This window comes from Rhodococcus sp. NPDC055024, from assembly GCF_053608585.1.
Map to the genome: position 1 here is coordinate 50,325 of NZ_JBSGVT010000007.1, position 16,785 is coordinate 67,109.

Sequence of the window (16,785 nt, forward strand, 5' to 3'; positions counted from 1 at the left end):
GGTGCGCTCAGCTTTTGCGTGCCTCGATCAGGAATCGACTCGAGTACGCGACAAACGATCCGTCGCGACGGATCTGCGCGTCGAGTTCGCGGAGTCGGTCTCGGTACTGCGCCACGGTGAATCCCGGAACCATCCAGATCACTTTGCGTAAGAAGTAGACAACGGCGCCGATGTCGAAGAATTCCATGCGCAGACGCTCGAAACGAAGGTCGACGACAGTGAGCCCGGCCGCAATCGCGTCGGCAGTTTCATCCTCGTAGTGCCGTCCACGACGAGCCTGCGGCTGAGGACCGAGAAAGTACTCGACCAGTTCGAACACGCTGGCGTGACCCACATGTTGAGCGAAGTAGGTTCCCCCTGGTTCGAGTACCCGAGCGATTTCGATCCACCACACCGTCGCTGGGTGCCGGCTGGTCACCAAGTCGAAAGCCGAATCCGCAAACGGTAGCGGCGGCTCGTCTGCGTCCGCGACCACCACCACACCTCGGGGACGCAGAAGGGCGGTGGCCTTGGCGATGTTCGGTGGCCAGGATTCGGTTGCTGCCATCACCCGCGGGAGTGACGGTGCAGCGGCGAGGACTTCGCCGCCGCCGGTCTGGATGTCCAATGCGGCGCCGGCGCGGCCGAGGCGCTCACCCATCAGCCTCTGGTACCCCCACGACGGACGCTGCTCCGTGGCGCGTCCGTCGAGCCACGAGAAGTCCCACCCGTCGACGGAGGCGGATTCGGCTTCGGCGACGAGTTCGTCGAAACCTCGTGACATCCTCTGTGACTCGCCTTCAGGCGTTCCTACCGACATCACATCATCATCGTCGCGGAGAGTCGAAGGTGCCACTTGTTTACCGCTACTTCGGGGTGGCGCCGAGCATCGGTGCGAGTTGAGTGGCAATCGGGTTCAGGTTGAGCCTGTCCGGGTCCACCTTGGGCTTGCTGTCCCACGGTTGCGAGGTGTTCGGGTCGGCGAAGGCGATGCGGTTTGCACTACGAACTCCCGTTTCGCTGCCCTGAGGCGCCTGGCAGTTGGCGGCAGTGTTCAACGGGAAGTTCTGCGTGGTGTCGTCGAAGTTCGGGTCTTTGCGCTTCATCTCGTCGAGAATCGCCATGGTTCCTTCGTAGCCGACAGTGCACGAGAGTGGGTTGTTGGTCTCGAGTACCAAGCCCAGATGAACAGTCCCGTCTCCCGGCGCAACGGTGGGCGCCGCCCCGGCGAGCGCAGGTAGAAAGAGTAGGAATGGCTGCAGGGAAGGCAATGTCGGTGCAGTCGCAGCTGCAACGGCGGAGAGGTTGGAGAGGTTGGTGGTGAGTGCGGGGCCGGCTTCGGTGACGAGTGCGCCGACTTGGTCGCTGGCCGGTATGCCGTTGTCGATCACGCGTCGGATGTCGGGGTCGCTGGTGCGCAACTGCGCGGTCAGTGCGTCGAGGTCGGTGCTGAACTGCTTGATCGCCGACGATTGATCGGACTGGGTCGTGAGCACCGTCTGGCTGTCGCGGATCAGTCCGAGGGTCTGGGGAAGGGTATCGAGGCCCGACTGGGAAATCCCCGACAGCGAGTCGGCGAGTACCTGCAGATCTTCGCCTTTGCCGTTGAATGCCGCGCCGAGTTCCTTCGCGACGGTGTGCAGTGCGTCGACGGGAACGGAGCGCACCAGACCGTCGGCGCTGGTCAAGACGTTCTCGATCGGGATCGGCGTGGTGGTGTCGCCCACGGCGATCACCGAGCCGTCGTCGAGGAACGGACCCTGGTCGGTATCGGGCTGCAGGTCGACGTACTGCTCGCCGATGGCAGAGCGATTGGCCACGACGGCTCGCGCTGATGCGGGGATCTGGGGAGCACTGCTGTCGATCAACAGGTCGACTTCGATTCCCTCGGACGTGAGGGACATGTCGCCGACGCGTCCGACGGGTACACCGCGGTAGGTCACTTCGGCATTGGTGAAGATGCCGCCGGACGTCGCCAGTTCGGTCTTGACCGTGTACTGGCCGAATCCCAGAAGGTTGTCCAGCCGTACATATTTCGCACCGACGTAGATCAACCCGAGTAGCGCAACGGCGACGAGAGCGACCAGCTGCCATTTGGCGAGCCTCGACATCACCATCGGAGATCGAGCCCGAACTGATGTGGTGTGCTCATGGTTCGACTCCCGAATGACAAGCCGGGTACGGCTGCTGTTGAGCGAATTGTGTTCACCCACGGACGTTCTGAGGTGAACCGGAAAGTTCCGACAATTCGTTGTTGGCGATAACTATAAACAAGTCGTCACAGATAGAAAGTCGGGCCGTATGTTTCCGCAGGTCGCTGAAAATCAAGTGGCACAGCTCACTTCACGTGTAGAGGTGTGATGCACAACCTTTCGCGCGCCGTGCAGGCTTGACTTAGCCGGTCGTATCTATAAAAGTAGATGCGTTCCGGTCGGCGAAGGGTGAGGTGTGATCGATGGATGCTTTGGCGATCTTCAAGTCCCTGTCGAACCAGACTCGCCTGCAGATCATGGAGTGGCTTGCGCATCCGGCGAAGTACTTCGACGAAGACTCGTACACGCAACAGGATCTCGGTTTTCACATCGGAGTCTGTGTCGGTGACATTGCTTCGCGATCGGGGCTCGCGCAGTCGGTGATCTCGGGGTATCTGCAGGGCATGAAGGATGTGGGCCTGCTCGAGTCCGAACGTATCGGGAAGTGGACGTACTACCGGCGGAATGAAGCCGTGATCGCCGAGTTCAGGGAATTCGTTCGCGAAGAACTGTGACAGTCGGTTTTTTCGCGACGATGTGCGCCTCAACATATCTACATATCTAGATATATATCTGTTTCGCGTCCCGTGTGGCGCAGTAAGAGGAGTGTGTTGTGAAGTCGAAATTATTGATTCCCGTTCTGGCATTGGGCGTATTCGGAATCATCACCACCGAAATGGGGATTATCGGAGTTCTGCCCCAGGTCAGCGACAAGTTCGGCATCACCGCGTCCGATGCAGGATGGTTGGTCGGTGTGTTTGCGCTCGTCGTGGCGGTGACCGGTCCGTTCACGACGCTTTTCACTTCGGGAATCAACAGGAAAACCGTTCTGCTGGTGGCGATTGCAGTCTTCGCGATTTCCAATCTGGTGTATGCGACAACGTCGAGTTTCGAGGTGATGTTCGCTTTCCGGATCATCCCCGCCGTCGTTCATCCGGTCTTCTTCGCTCTCGCGCTCGCGAGTGCGGTTCGTCTGGTGCCACCGGAGGAGGCAACTACTGCGGTCACGAAGGTGTTTGCCGGTGTCACCGTCGGATTTGCGTTCGGTGTGCCGTTGACGTCGTATCTGGCCGAGAATTTCACGGTGTCGACAGCTTTCGTTTTCGGCGCCGTGGTCAATGTCCTCGCGTTTTTCGGAATTCTGACACTTCTGCCCTCGACCCCGGTGACACAACGCATTTCCTACGGCGCGCAGGTCGGAATACTTCGACGGCCCCGCGTGTGGTTGACCATTCTTTCCGTCACGTTCGTCTTCGCAGCCATGTTCTCGGTGTACGGATACTTCGCCGAATATCTCGGCGGGGTGACCGGAATGAGTGGATCGTGGATCAGCGCGATGCTCTTGGCTTTCGGTGTCGTGATGATCTTCGGGAACTTCGTTTTCGGCGCGATGCTCGGAAAGAATGTGGTGCGAACGGTGGTGGCTTTCCCGTTGCTCTACATCGTCGTGTACGTCGTGATCTATCTGGTGGGGCCGTACTTTGCCGCGATGACTGTTGCCGTGTTGGTGTGGGGCATGGTGCATTCCGGTGGATTGGTCGTTTCGCAGAGTTGGATGGGACGAGATTCGGTTGATGCACCTGAGTTCGGTAACAGCCTGTTCATTTCGTTCTCCAATCTGGGGATCACGCTCGGAACAGCGACAGGCGGCCTGTTTCTCTCGCATCTCGGAACACGGCAATTGGTCTGGGCCGGAGTCTTGTTCGCTGCCCTCGCCCTGGCAATGATCATCGCTCGATTGTCGCTCGGGCGGGTTCACAACGAGAACGGCGCCAAGGTGCCGGCGTAGTTCTTGGGAAGTGGCCGCGAGAACTCACCGCGCGTACTGGTCGACAAACCAAGCGTGATCAAGGATTGAACCATCGTGACGGCAGCGGCAACGCCGTCCACTACTGGCACCCCCAGTTCGGCAGACAGTTCCTGGCAGAGGTCCGCCATACCTGCACAACCCAGAACGAGGACGTCCGAGTCGTCTCGTTCCAATGCGTCGAAGCAGGCTTCCAGGATCACTTTTCGCGCATCGGGATCACGATCGAGTTCGAGAACCGGAATCTCGCAGGAGTGGATACCCCGGCAGCGGGCCTGCATCCCGTAACGGTCCACCAGGTCGGCAGCGCGGCCACGGGTTCGGCCGAGGGTGGTCACAACGCTGAAGCCACGGCCCAGAAAGCCTGCGTAGTTCATCGCCGCCTCGGCGATCGCAACCACTGGACCCCTGGCCAGTTCGCGGGCCGCATCCAGACCTGGATCCCCGAAGCAGGCGATGACGTATCCGTCGACACCATTCTTCTCGCCGGACGCGATTTCGGCGAGAATCCCTGGGACGCTCAGAGCTTCGTCGTAGTGGCTTTCGATCGACGCGGGACCCATGGCAGGGCTGACAGCCTCGACGAATGTGCCCGGACCGGCGACGGCCCGGGCACATTCCTCGATCTTGGCAGTCATCGCCCACGTGGTGTTGGGGTTGATCACCTTGATTCTCATGACGTTCAGTCGACCGTCGCGGTTTCCGCGGAGGAAGTATTTCGGACAGCAAGGGGGGTGCGCGTGGCGAGTAAGTAGTAGACGGCAAATCCGAGTCCGCAACCGATGAACCAGCTGTACTGTGCTGCCGTGTACATCCCGGTGAGATCTTTTGCCAGCACCGGGACCATCGCGACGACTGCTCCCACGACGGTTGCGATCACTGCGGCCGGGTTGTATCCCTTGCTGTACCAGTAGGTTCCGGTAGGTGCCATGCTGAACAGTTCGTCGACGATCACCTTCTGCTTGCGCACGAGGTAGTAGTCGGCGATCAGGATTCCGAACAGCGGACCGATGAACGCTCCGAGGGTTTCGAGCGTGTAGTGGATGACGTCCGGATTGTTGTAGAGGTTCCACGGGGTGATGAGGATCGAGCCGATCGCTGCGATCATTCCGCCGGCGCGCCAGCTGATCTTCTGTGGGCTGACGTTGGAGAAGTCGAAGGCCGGGGAGATGAAGTTGGCAACGATGTTGATGCCGATCGTGGCGATGGTGAAGGTGAGTGCGCCGAGGACGATGGCGAAGGTGCTGTCGATTCGTGCCACGGTTGCAACGGGATCGGTGATCAGTTCGCCGTACACCGGCAGTGTCAACGATGCCGTGACGACGACGAGCACCGAGAACACGAGGAAGTTGACCGGCAAACCGAGGAAGTTGCCCTTCTTGACTGCAGCGAACGACTTCCCGTAACGGGAGAAGTCGCCGAAGTTGAGCATCGGTCCGGAGAAGTACGAGACAACCAGAGCGATAGCACCGAGCATGACGGGGACGGCGTCGAAACCCGAGTACTTGACGTCGCCGAGCGTGAGATCGATTGCGCTCCAGCCTGCCTTGTAGATGAGGTAGCCGCACAGCATGAACATCACGACGTACACTGCCGGCCCGCAGAAGTCGATGAACCGACGGATCGACTCCATGCCTCGCCAGAACACGCAGGCCTGCAATACCCACAACAGCATGAAACTTCCCCAGCCGAGAGCGGAGAGTCCGGCGAATCCGTGGTCTTCGACGACGGCATAGGGCGCGAGTGACGGAAAGAGTTTGATCAGTACGACATCGAGCGCTGCCGAAGCGAGGAAGGTTTGAATCCCGTACCAAGCCACGGCAATCAGGCCACGGATTATTGCCGGGATGTTCGCGCCGAGGACGCCGAACACGCTGCGGCAGATCACCGGATAGGGCACGCCGGTGGCCTGGCTCGGTTTGGCGACGAGATTGCAGAAGAAGTAGACGATCGTGATACCGACCAACAAAGCGACGAGGACCTGCCAGCTGGCCAATCCCAATGCGAAAAGACTGCCGGCAGTGACATATCCGCCGACGCTGTGGACGTCGGACATCCAGAAGGCGAAGATGTTGTACGACGACCAGGTCTGCTTGCGAAGCGGCGCCAGATCCTCATTGGTCAAACGTGGGTCGTAGCCGGGCTTGATCAGTCCGCTGCCGACAGGGTGACCCGCGGCTTCGACCAGGTCACCTGGGCCGGTTTCCATTGCGGGAGTAGGTGTAGAGGTCGTTCGAGACGGAAGAATGTCGGTCATGACAGCTCCTGTGCATCAGTGCAGGAAATCAGCGGACAGAGCACAAGCTCTCAGCGTCAGTGATGAAAACCGTGTTGAGAGAAAGGTATCGGCGCTGTGTTGCACAGTTATTGCGCGATCGGTATATCTTTTTCGGACAGTAGACCGGTGTTTGTGGGCAGAGTCGCAATGACGGTATTGAGTCGGCGATGATGGATTTCGGAAGCACTCAGAAGGGCGGCTGCGTCCCGGTGCAGGAATGCGTCCAGCATGGCGGTGTGGTCCGAGTGCAGAACCTGGCGATCGACGCCGGCAACATGGACCATCGGCTGAACCGGTTCGGTGATGTTCCAGGCAGCTTCGAACATGTGCAGAAGTCGAAGCATGTGCGACGGTCGAGTCAGCGCGAGGTGAAAGTTTCGGCTCTCGCAGTGATAGGACTGAGAGTCGTCGTAGCGCAATGCGATCTCCAGACGGGAGTTCACCTCGACGGCGTGTTCGTGATCCTCCTCGGTGGCCTGCTCGACCGCGACGGCCAACGCAGCTGATTCGAGAGTTTCGCGGACGATGTACATCTCACGCAATTCCGCCGGCGTCAACTGAGCAACGGTGTAGCCGAATTGATGTCGGTGGTCGACCAAAGATTCTCCGACCAGGGTTTTTAGTGATTCCCGCACTGGTATTCGGCTGACGCCGAAAACATCAGCCACGTCGCCTAGAGGAATCGGGGTACCCGGAGGTGCCGAGCCGGACAGAATCACTCGCCGCAGTTCGTCGAGGATCGCTTGTTGTGGACTGCCGGGAGCATCGATTACCAGTTGCGTCAGCAGTACCGATCTACGGCGCGGCGGCATGTCGCTCTCCCTTCGTGTATCTGCCAGCGTAGAAATACGTTGTTTCGCCCGCGTGACACCGGTGTGGCCGTCGTGAATCGCGCACTCGATGGAGAACCTGAGGGCTCCGATCACAGGCACGAGTGGGTGCTGCTCAGGAGGCCGATCGTGGGGGTAGCGTTGTTGTGTAGTGGTATGGCAGAAAGCGAGTCGGTCGATGGCATCCGCTGTGCACTCAGAAGCCGACCAGCGAGTTGTCGGTAACTTGCCCTTGGAGCTGACAAGTTTTGTCGGCCGCCGGCGCGAGTTGGCCGACGCCAGGAGATTGTTCGAGACGTCCCGTTTGTTGACACTGACCGGGATCGGTGGCGTGGGCAAGACACGGCTCGCGATCCGACTTGCGGGAGCGTTGCAACGGGTGTTTCGAGATGGTGCCTGGTTGGTGGAACTGGGGGAGCAGACGGATCCAGATCTCCTCGAAGATTATGTCGCCGTGACCCTGGGTGTCCGGTCAGTCTCGTCGGCGGACCCGCTGCAGGCATTGATCGACTACTGCGCCGATCGGAGTCTGCTCTTGGTGCTCGACAACTGTGAACATCTGGTCGACGCGGTTGCCCTGTTCACCGGGGCGATCCTGCGTCGATGTGCCGGTGTGAAGATCCTCGCGACGAGCCGAGAGTCGCTGGGTGTGGGTGGTGAAGCGACGATGCGGGTTCCCTCCCTGAGTACCCCGCTGCACTATGACTCGGGAGCGTTCGAGGGGCTGGCTCGGTACGAAGCCGTGTCACTGTTCACCGAGCGTGCGGCTGCGGTAGTACCAGGCTTCGTCCTCACGGAGGGGAACAAGCTTGCTGTAGCCCGTATCTGCCATGATCTGGACGGCTTGCCGTTACCGATCGAACTGGCGGCAGCTCGCCTGCGTAGTATGTCTGCTGAGCAGATCATGAACAGGCTCTCGGATCGATACCGCCTTCTTACAACTGGTGGACGCGACGTTCCGAGTCGTCAACAGACGCTGCGATTGTCGATCGATTGGAGCTACGACCTCTGCTCGCCATCCGAACAACAGTTGTGGGGGAGACTGTCGGTATTCTCGGGTGGGTTCGATCTCGACGCCGCCGAGGGTGTGTGCGGGCAGGATCTGAATTCGACCGAAGTACTCGATCTCGTCACCGCTTTGGTCGAGAAGTCCATCCTGATTCGTGAGGAAACCAACGGGGATGTTCGTTACCACCTCCTCGATCTTCTGCGGGAGTACGGGCATGAAAAGTTGGAGTCCGCCGGTGAGTATTCCGATCTACGTCGAAAGCATCGTGATTGGTTCGAATTCCTTGTTGTACAGGCTGATTTCGAATGGATAAGTAGCGGGCAGGCTGGGTGGATCGAGTGGCTGAGTCGTGAACAGCGGAACGTGCATGAAGCGCTGGAGTTTTCGATTTCGACGCCGGGTCAGGCACGGTCGGCGACGCGAATGGTCGCGGCGTTGTACCGATTCTGGCTCAACGGCGGGCGGATCGGTTCGGCGAGGCGCTGGGCGGATCGGACGCTGAGCGCATCCGATGGAGAGCCGGACATGTATCGCCTGGAAATTCTGTGCATCGATGCTGTGGCACACGGCATGCAGGGTGATCTCGTTCGTGCACGCAGACAGGCGGACGAGAGTTTGCGCCTTGCCGAGATCATCGGAGACGTGCGCTCGCGAGGCCTGGCCGGATGGGCCGACGGGTATGTCGACGCGTTCAATGGCGAATTCCACACTGCCACTGAGAAGTTGGAACTTGCCGTAACGCTGTTCCGATCAGCTGAGAATCTGCAGCACAAAGTGATCGGGTTGGGCACCCTCGGGCTCGCGTACGTCTTCACCGGTGCGTTGGAGCGTTCTGTGGAGTGCTTCGACGAGTCCCTTGCGATCACCGCACAGCTGCACGAAGTGATGTATCAGGCGTCGACGTTGGCCAACCTCGGGCTTGTGGATTGGCTTCGGGGTGACCTCGAGCGCGCCGGTGACCATTTGACGCGAAGTCTGCGAACCACCGACGCCTCGTTGAACTCGGCATGGTGTGTCGAACCGATGGCTTGGATTGCTGCCGCGCAACGTGATTGGAAGCAAGCAGCGGTTCTGCTCGGTGCCGCAGCGATGTTCTGGCAGCGGGTCGGGGGTCGACTGAGCGGGCTTTCGAGTTTGTCAACCCACCACGACCTTGCTGCCGTTTCCGCTCGAAAGGCATTGGGTGAGAGTGCTTTCGAGAAGGAGTTTCGTAGAGGATTCGAGATGACCGAAGGTGAAGCTGTCGCTTACGCGCTCGACGAGCGTCGTAGCGCCCCGGCCGCGTCGCCGATCGACGCACCTCACCTGACCCGTCGTGAGCAGCAGGTCGCCGAATTGGTGGCTCAGGGACTGACCAACCGCGCAATCGCGGAGCACTTGGTCATCTCGTTGCGCACGGCTCAGGGGCATGTGGAGCACGTGCTGACAAAACTGGGATTCACTTCCAGAGCGCAGATCGCGGCGTGGTTCGTCTCGACCGCGCAGGAGACCGACTCCCGAGGCTGAGTCCGCGGGCAGAGGTGAGCGCTTCTCTGGGTGCTGTTCGCGGGGGTAGCGTTGATCTGTAGTGGAATCGCAGAAAGCGAGACGGTCCATGGCCCCCGCTGTGCGCTCAGATGCCGATCAGCGAGTTGTCGGCAACTTGCCGTTGGAACTGACGAGTTTTGTCGGTCGACGGCGTGAGTTGGCCGATGCCAGAAGATTGTTCGAGTCGTCCCGTTTGTTGACCCTGACCGGTGTTGGTGGCGTCGGTAAGACGCGGCTTGCGATCCGACTTGCGGGAGCGTTGCAACGGGTGTTCCGAGACGGTGCGTGGTTGGTGGAACTGGGTGAGCTCTCGGATGCGGATCTGCTCGAAAACTACATCGCCGCGACTTTGGGTGTACGGCCGGTTTCCTCGTCTGACGCACTTCAAGCACTGATCGACTATTGCAGCGATCGGAGTCTGCTGTTGGTGCTCGACAACTGTGAGCACCTGGTGGATTCGGTTGCTCGGTTTGCCGGGACCGTCTTACGCCGGTGTGCCGGCGTGAAGATTCTGGCGACCAGCCGCGAATCGCTGGGTGTCGGTGGCGAGGTCACGATGCGAGTTCCCTCCCTCACGACTCCGGAACTTCGGGGGCCGAGCGCTTTCGACGGTCTGGCCAGGTACGAGTCCATTCTGTTGTTCGCGGAACGAGCCGCAACAGTGGTGCCGGGCTTCGTGCTGAGCGAAGAGAACCGGAATGCCGTTGCCCGTATCTGCCACGATCTGGACGGCTTGCCTTTGCCGATCGAACTGGCGGCAGCTCGCCTGCGTGGTATGTCTGCCGAGCAGATCATGAACAGGCTCTCGGATCGATACCGACTTCTGACAACGGGTGGACGCGACGTTCCGAGTCGTCAACAGACGCTGCGATTGTCGATCGATTGGAGCTACGACCTCTGCTCGCCGTCCGAACAACAGTTGTGGGGCAGGCTGACGGTGTTCTCGGGTGGGTTCGACCTCGACGCCGCCGAGGGTGTGTGCGGGCAGGATATGGGTTCGAACGAAGTGCTCGATCTGATTACTGCGTTGGTCGGGAAATCCATCCTCATTCGTGAGGAGATCGACGGTATCGTCCGCTACCATCTTCTCGACCTACTCCGGGAGTACGGGCGTGAAAAATTGGAATCCACCGGGGAACAGCTCGAACTGCGTCGCCGACAACGTAATTGGTTCGAAGATCTTGTCGTCCGTGCCGAATCCGACTGGATCAGTAGCGGGCAGGAGTCATGGGCGGCGCGGCTCGGTCGTGAACAACACAATCTGAACGACGCGCTGGAATTTTCGATTTCATCCGCTGGTGAGGCGCGGTCTGCGACTCGTATGGTCGCCGCGTTGTACAGATTCTGGTTGTCCGACGGATTGATCGGCCAGTTGCGGTATTGGGCCGATCGAACACTGAGCGTCCCAGACGCTGGGCCTGACATGTTTCGCGTGGATGTTCTGTGTGTAGACGCCGCGGCGCATGCGATGCAGGGCGATGTTGTTCGCGCGCGCGAATTGATCGACGAGGGCTCCCGCCTTGCCGAGGCTCTGGGGGATGTGCGCTCGCGGGCGCTGGCGGCTTGGGCAGACGGGTACATCGACACGGCAGCGGGCGAATTCGGCAATGCCACAGTGAAGTTGGAAACTGCAGTGTCGTTGTTTCGAATCGACGAAAATCTGCAATACGTCGTCATCAGTTTGGACACCCTCGGCCTTGCATACATCCTTGCAGGTGAACTGGAGCGGTCGGCAGAGTGTTTCGACGAGTGTATCGAGATCACCGAGCCACTGCGCGAAGTCACATATCAGGCCCACGCGTTGGGGTTTATCGGACTCATCGCTTGGCTTCGCGGCGACTTCGAACGCGCGAGTGAGTATTTGACGCGCAGTTTGCGGACTGACAAATCTTCGATGAACGCGGCGTGGTGTATCGAACCGTTGGCGTGGACCGCGACAGCACAACGTGATTGGAAGCTAGCAGCGATTCTGCTCGGCGCCGCAGCGATGTACTGGCAGAAGATCGGGCAACCGCTCACCGGATTCCCGAGATTGTCGCGTTTCCGTGAGAACGCGATGGAGGTTGTTCGAAAGGCTTTGGGTGAAAGTACTTTCGACAAAAATTATCTCCGGGGAACGGTGATGACCGAGGGCGAAGCTGTGGCATACGCGCTCGACGAGCATCGCGCCGCCGAACCTGCATCGTCGACCGACGTGATTCGACTTACTCGTCGTGAGCAGCAAGTTGCGGAATTGGTTGCGCAGGGGTTCACGAATCGCGCTATCGCAGAGAGCCTCGTCATTTCGGTACGCACGGCTCAGGGGCATGTGGAGCATGTGCTGACGAAATTGGGCTTCACCTCCAGAGCGCAGATCGCGGCGTGGGTGGTGTCGACTGCGCCGGAGCGTGACTCGCGCGATGTCAATGATTCAACAGACCGGAACTGAAGTCCGATCGCAGTTTTCCCCGGTCGTCGCGGCACAGGCAGAACACCGGGTAACGCTTACCCACTTCCCTCCGTTGAAACGACACTCGCAGCGGACCCGACACACCTACACGCGGAGATTCCGTGAGCAACGTGTACAACCACGGGCCCTCGTCCAATTCGACGATGGCGAGAACGGTCGCGGGATCGCCGCGAACCGTCCGCCAGGACACGACAGTGCCGTCTCCGCAACACTGCGTTACGTCCAACCGGGCCCCGCGACACCTGGTGCAGACGGCGCTTGCGGGGGAGAGGATGGCATCACATTCCGCGCAATGGGGGAGCGTCAAGCATTCGGATCGCGACGAGTGTCCCGAATAGCGCTGCGATACAAGATGTTTCATCAGGCTTACGTGATACATGTCAGTAACGTCGGGCGAGGTAGTACGGCATCGAGTCCACGGGCGCGCGTTTGACCGACTCCCCAGACGTCGGGGCGTGAACTACTTGACCGCCTCCGGCATAGATCCCCACATGTTCCCCGCCGTAGTACAGGACCACGTCACCTGGCTGGAGGTCGTCCCGGGAAACCGGAGATCCGCCGACCGCCTGGTCGTAGGTAGTTCGCGGAATCGAAACGCCCGCTTGTGCATAGGCCCACTGAACAAGGCCGGAGCAGTCGAACGAGTCCGGTCCGGTCGCGCCCCAGACGTACGGGGCGCCGATCTTGGACTCTGCGGCTGCCAAGGCGCGGCCTCCATCCGAGGAAGCGAAAGCTGACACTTTCTCCGGATTCGTGACCGCAGAAACTCCGGCGATGTTCCAGTCCGGAAGCAAGGGTGCCTGAGCGTTTGCGGTGTCGATACTCACGGCGAGGGTCGTCAATGACAGAGCGCCGATGACGATGACCCTCCCGAGTGTGTTCTTCGTCGTGCGGGGGTTAGTGAATCGATGGTGCGACATTTCTCGTGTTGCCTTCGTGTCGATGCGTCCCGAAGCAGGTATTCAGCTGGGCGTGATCGGGCTTCGGCTTGTGACACACAGCCTGGTTTCGCATCGACGCGTTCGCGCCGGTCAGTTGGACGGGGTGCATACCTGTTTTTCGTGTGGCAGCACTTCGCGGCATTCCGCGAAATGTGACGCCGGAAGGAAGAAGTAGGTACCGATGCAGGTACCACGGTCGTCGCGGCGCCGGAGGGCGCACGGCAATATCGAGTTCGATACTTCATCCGAGGAAAAACCACACCTGAACTGGGATTTGACATGACCGTCGACGCACGCCGAACCGATGAATTCATCGAGTGGCGCACAGCCGTGGTCGATTCTCGACCTGTCGACTTCGGCGTCGGCGGACACGGCGAGACAGTGGTCTTTCTGCACGGGTGGGGGTTGTCGCCTCGTGCTTATCGATCTGCCCTTGCTGCTGTTGTTCACCGGGGATACCGGGTGATCGCGCCTGCGCTTCCAGGCCTTGGTGGCACGGCCGAGCTCGACCGAGCCGATCGCACCTTCGAAGGTTATGCCGCGTGGGTGACGCGGTTTCTGGAGGCGGCCGGCGTTGCCGGCCCGGTGACGGTCGTCGGGCATTCGTTCGGCGGCGGTGTGGCGACAGTGGTGGCGCGGGATTTCCCCACCCGAGTCTCGCGCTTGGTTCTGGTGAACGCGGTCGGTGGCGGAATCTGGTCGAGTAGCGGCGGCCGGGAGCGCTCGATTCGTGAACGGCCGTGGTGGAACTGGTGTGGGTCGGCGATGGTCGAAGCGGCCGAGACGGCACACACTCACAGAATCACACAGTTTCCACTCGACGAGTTCGCGTTCAACGCGCTTCGCAACGTCGGTGCGGTGTGGCGAACGGGCAACCTCGCGCGGACTGCCGATCTCATCGATGCGCTCGAAGAGATTGCAGTCCGCGCGATGCCGGTTGTCGTGTTGTGGGGCGCCGGTGATCGTGTCATTCCGCGCGCGAGCTTTGATGCTGTCTGCGCTGCTTTGCATGATCCCGAGGTCCGTGAGGTTCGCGGTAATCACAATTGGCTGATCGACGATGCGGAGTTGTTCGGCCAGGTACTGACGGAAGAACTAGCCGGTCGAGATGTCAATGCGCCAGTTCTGTTTCCGTCTTTCGCATCTTGTTCGACCATGCGGATTGCGCAGTGACCAGGCTGCCGGCGATCAGGGGGTGCGAGCACCCACACGTTTCGACATCCAGACGTGGCCGGACCCACGGACCGATCGACGACGCGTTGGCTGCGGTCGGACTGCGACGGCGGCACGGTCGGCTGGATCACGATCCTGCTCATGGATGGCTACGCGGACATGTCCGTGAGGCAAGCGTCTAGCTGAATTCGGTGGTCGTTCTGTACTCTCGCAGTCATGCAACAGCGGAGTACGGGAACAGTGACGCGATCACTGTTGCTGCTTCTGTTGCCGTTCATCGCCCTTCTCGCAGTGCCTCCGCTTGGTTCCTCGGGTAGCGCCGCGGTGCTGGGAACTGCGATCGCCGTCTTCGTGGTCGCTGCACTCGCAACCTCCTCGAAGTACGAACTTCTCCAACTACGCGCGGTTTCGGCCGCCGGCCCGTCGGATGACGAACGCTGCCTGCGTGGCGCTTTCCGCAGGCAGAGCAGCCCGGACGCGCCTGGCCGTCCGCAACCTCGAGCACCCGGAATCGGTCTGTAGATCGGCCGTCGGCGGGGGTGAACTCGTCGTAGGTCGGTCAGACGTCTTGCGTCCACGACCATTCCCGCGCTCTCGATTGCCTGAGCGTGCCTCTCGGTGAGGTTCATTCGTCATGCTCGATTTTGTCTACTACCCCGTGTCCGGAATCCTCTGGTTCTGGCACAAAGTTTTCTCACTGATCTCCGGATCACCCGACAACGGCGTCGTGTGGGCGTTGTCGGTCGTATTTCTGGTCTTCACACTCAAGGCCTTGCTGTTCAAACCATTCGTCAAGCAGGTTCGAACCCAATTGGTCATGCAAAAGCTGCAACCACAGTTGAAGGCATTGCAGAAAAAGTACGCAGGCGACCGGCAGAAACTTACTGTCGAGATGGCAAAGCTGCAGAAGGAACACAACTACAGTCCGCTGCTCGGATGCCTGCCGATGCTCGTCCAGGCACCGGTGTTCATTGGTCTCTACCACGTCCTGCGATCATTCAATCGAACCGGAGCGGCATCCCACGTCCCGTTTCTGAGCCCGACCGAACCGATGTCGGTGGCGGACAACGCGAACACGGCCAACTACTTCTTCAGTGCCTCGGACGTGCAGTCGTTTCTCGACGCCAAACTGTTCGGCGCGCCGTTGTCCGCCATGATTTCGAGTCCGGCAGCGCAGCTGGAAGCGTTCGGCGACGTCAGCCGGATCTCCATCATTCTGGTTGCCGTACCGCTGATGATTTTTGCCGCCGTCGCTACACATTTCACGTCGCGGGCGTCCATCGCGCGTCAAGTGGATACCGGAACCGTCAATCCTCAAACGGCAATCATGAACAAACTTGCTCTGTGGGTATTTCCGGTCGGTGTGATCGTCTTCGGCGCTTTTGCGCCCGTCGCGATCCTGCTCTACTTCGTGAGCAACAACTGCTGGACGCTGGGGCAACAGCATTTTGTGTACGGACGCATCGCGGCGGAGCAGAAGAAAGCCGAACTGTCGCCGACACCCGCAGTGGCCACGCCCCCGGCACGTGGAGCGGGCGCCCCACCGGTGCCAGGAGCAAAGCCGATCCGGGCCAAGCGCAAGCGATGACCGAAAAATCGGCCCTCCCTACCGGCGGGTAAGGCACGTACGCTGGAATGCATGACCAAATGGACCGCAGAAGACGTAGTCGATCAGACCGGCCGCACATTTGTCGTCACGGGGGCGAACAGCGGACTGGGTGAGGTAGTCGCACGAGCGCTGGGCAAAGCCGGGGCCGACGTCGTCCTCGCCTGTCGCGACACCACGAAGGCCGACGCCGTAGCCGTCGAGATCGGGTCCAACGCGGTTGTCCGCAAGTTGGACCTCTCGGATCTGTCGTCGGTACGAGCCTTTGCCGACGCAACGGAGAAGGTCGACGTCCTGGTGAACAACGCCGGCGTGATGGCGGTCCCGTTCCGCCGGACGGTCGACGGATTCGAAATGCAGATCGGCACAAACCATCTCGGGCACTTCGCGTTGACCGGGTTGCTGAAAGACAAGCTCACCGACCGAGTTGTGACGATGTCCAGTGCCTTGCATCAGCTCGGGACCGTCGATCTGGACGATCTCAATTTCGAGCGTCGGAAGTACAACCGCTGGTTGGCCTACGGGCAGTCCAAGCTTGCCAATCTGTTGTTCACGTACGAACTTCAGCGCAGGCTTGCAGCTTCGGGATCTCCGCTCAAGGCGCTCGCTTCACATCCGGGATATGCGTCGACGAACCTGCAAGGGCACACCGAGTCGATCCAGGACAAGCTGATGGGAATCGGCAATCAGATCTTCGCGCAGTCCGCGGAGATGGGTGCGCTTCCCGAACTGTGGGCGGCAACCGCGCCGGATGCCTTCGGCGGCAGTTACATCGGACCGGACGGTCCGTTCGAGCAGCGCGGGTATCCGAAGGTCGTGGGGTCGAACAAGAAGTCACATGACACGAGGACCGCCGCGGGTTTGTGGACCCTGTCGGAGAAGTTGACCGGAGTGTCGTTCGGCATCTGATTCGGATACGACTGTGGCCGCGAAC

General features: G+C 60.3%; 15 protein-coding genes. 8 read left to right on the plus strand and 7 right to left on the minus strand.

The window, feature by feature from the left end; all coding sequences use genetic code 11:
* Nucleotides 1-7: 7 nt before the first annotated feature.
* Complete coding sequence (locus tag ACWF6P_RS16220) at nucleotides 8-763, minus strand: class I SAM-dependent methyltransferase (RefSeq protein ID WP_378543023.1); 756 nt, start codon at nucleotides 761-763, stop codon at nucleotides 8-10.
* Between the two features lie 82 nt (nucleotides 764-845).
* The gene (locus ACWF6P_RS16225) at nucleotides 846-2,096 is read right to left on the minus strand and encodes an MCE family protein (protein ID WP_452621669.1); all 1,251 of its coding nucleotides are present in this window, start codon (nucleotides 2,094-2,096) and stop codon (nucleotides 846-848) included.
* A gap of 338 nt (nucleotides 2,097-2,434) precedes the next feature.
* Here ACWF6P_RS16225 and ACWF6P_RS16230 point away from each other — a divergent pair, with 338 nt between their 5' ends.
* Both ACWF6P_RS16230 and ACWF6P_RS16235 read left to right on the plus strand, forming a co-directional pair.
* Complete coding sequence (locus ACWF6P_RS16230; protein ID WP_378532074.1) at nucleotides 2,435-2,746, plus strand: ArsR/SmtB family transcription factor; 312 nt, start codon at nucleotides 2,435-2,437, stop codon at nucleotides 2,744-2,746.
* A 98-nt stretch (nucleotides 2,747-2,844) separates the two neighbouring features.
* Nucleotides 2,845-4,020 (plus strand): MFS transporter, encoded by a 1,176-nt coding sequence (locus ACWF6P_RS16235; RefSeq protein WP_452621670.1) that lies wholly within the window; start codon nucleotides 2,845-2,847, stop codon nucleotides 4,018-4,020.
* Here the strand turns inward: ACWF6P_RS16235 and ACWF6P_RS16240 are convergent.
* The 3 genes from ACWF6P_RS16240 to ACWF6P_RS16250 form a co-directional block, all read right to left on the minus strand.
* Nucleotides 3,987-4,715: an aspartate/glutamate racemase family protein gene (locus ACWF6P_RS16240; RefSeq protein WP_452621671.1), complete on the minus strand. Its 729-nt coding sequence runs from the start codon at nucleotides 4,713-4,715 to the stop codon at nucleotides 3,987-3,989. The two genes, ACWF6P_RS16235 and ACWF6P_RS16240, sit on opposite strands and share 34 nt — an antisense overlap.
* Nucleotides 4,716-4,720: 5 nt before the next feature.
* Entirely contained in the window at nucleotides 4,721-6,295 is a 1,575-nt protein-coding gene (locus ACWF6P_RS16245) for an NCS1 family nucleobase:cation symporter-1 (protein ID WP_452621672.1), read from the minus strand.
* Between the two features lie 107 nt (nucleotides 6,296-6,402).
* A complete protein-coding gene (locus tag ACWF6P_RS16250) occupies nucleotides 6,403-7,128 on the minus strand; it encodes a GntR family transcriptional regulator (protein WP_452621673.1) in 726 nt (241 codons plus the stop codon).
* A gap of 196 nt (nucleotides 7,129-7,324) precedes the next feature.
* On the opposite strand from ACWF6P_RS16250, the gene ACWF6P_RS16255 reads away from it, so the two are divergent.
* Complete coding sequence (locus ACWF6P_RS16255; RefSeq protein ID WP_452621674.1) at nucleotides 7,325-9,661, plus strand: ATP-binding protein; 2,337 nt, start codon at nucleotides 7,325-7,327, stop codon at nucleotides 9,659-9,661.
* An 88-nt stretch (nucleotides 9,662-9,749) separates the two neighbouring features.
* The gene (locus ACWF6P_RS16260; RefSeq protein ID WP_452621675.1) at nucleotides 9,750-12,110 is read left to right on the plus strand and encodes an ATP-binding protein; all 2,361 of its coding nucleotides are present in this window, start codon (nucleotides 9,750-9,752) and stop codon (nucleotides 12,108-12,110) included.
* Here ACWF6P_RS16260 and ACWF6P_RS16265 read toward each other — a convergent pair.
* Both ACWF6P_RS16265 and ACWF6P_RS16270 read right to left on the minus strand, forming a co-directional pair.
* A complete protein-coding gene (locus tag ACWF6P_RS16265) occupies nucleotides 12,085-12,321 on the minus strand; it encodes a hypothetical protein (protein WP_452621676.1) in 237 nt (78 codons plus the stop codon). The two genes, ACWF6P_RS16260 and ACWF6P_RS16265, sit on opposite strands and share 26 nt — an antisense overlap.
* Before the next feature lie 190 nt (nucleotides 12,322-12,511).
* Complete coding sequence (locus ACWF6P_RS16270) at nucleotides 12,512-13,051, minus strand: C40 family peptidase (RefSeq protein ID WP_378532089.1); 540 nt, start codon at nucleotides 13,049-13,051, stop codon at nucleotides 12,512-12,514.
* A 300-nt stretch (nucleotides 13,052-13,351) separates the two neighbouring features.
* On the opposite strand from ACWF6P_RS16270, the gene ACWF6P_RS16275 reads away from it, so the two are divergent.
* The 4 genes from ACWF6P_RS16275 (at nucleotide 13,352) to ACWF6P_RS16290 (ending at nucleotide 16,760) form a co-directional block, all read left to right on the plus strand.
* A complete protein-coding gene (locus tag ACWF6P_RS16275; RefSeq protein ID WP_452621677.1) occupies nucleotides 13,352-14,245 on the plus strand; it encodes an alpha/beta fold hydrolase in 894 nt (297 codons plus the stop codon).
* Between the two features lie 216 nt (nucleotides 14,246-14,461).
* On the plus strand, nucleotides 14,462-14,767 hold the full coding sequence (locus tag ACWF6P_RS16280; protein WP_452621678.1) for a DUF6412 domain-containing protein: 306 nt from the start codon (nucleotides 14,462-14,464) through the stop codon (nucleotides 14,765-14,767).
* 112 nt (nucleotides 14,768-14,879) lie between these two features.
* Entirely contained in the window at nucleotides 14,880-15,833 is a 954-nt protein-coding gene (yidC, locus tag ACWF6P_RS16285) for a membrane protein insertase YidC (RefSeq protein ID WP_452621679.1), read from the plus strand.
* 51 nt (nucleotides 15,834-15,884) lie between these two features.
* The gene (locus ACWF6P_RS16290; protein WP_452621680.1) at nucleotides 15,885-16,760 is read left to right on the plus strand and encodes an oxidoreductase; all 876 of its coding nucleotides are present in this window, start codon (nucleotides 15,885-15,887) and stop codon (nucleotides 16,758-16,760) included.
* Nucleotides 16,761-16,785 lie beyond the last annotated feature (25 nt).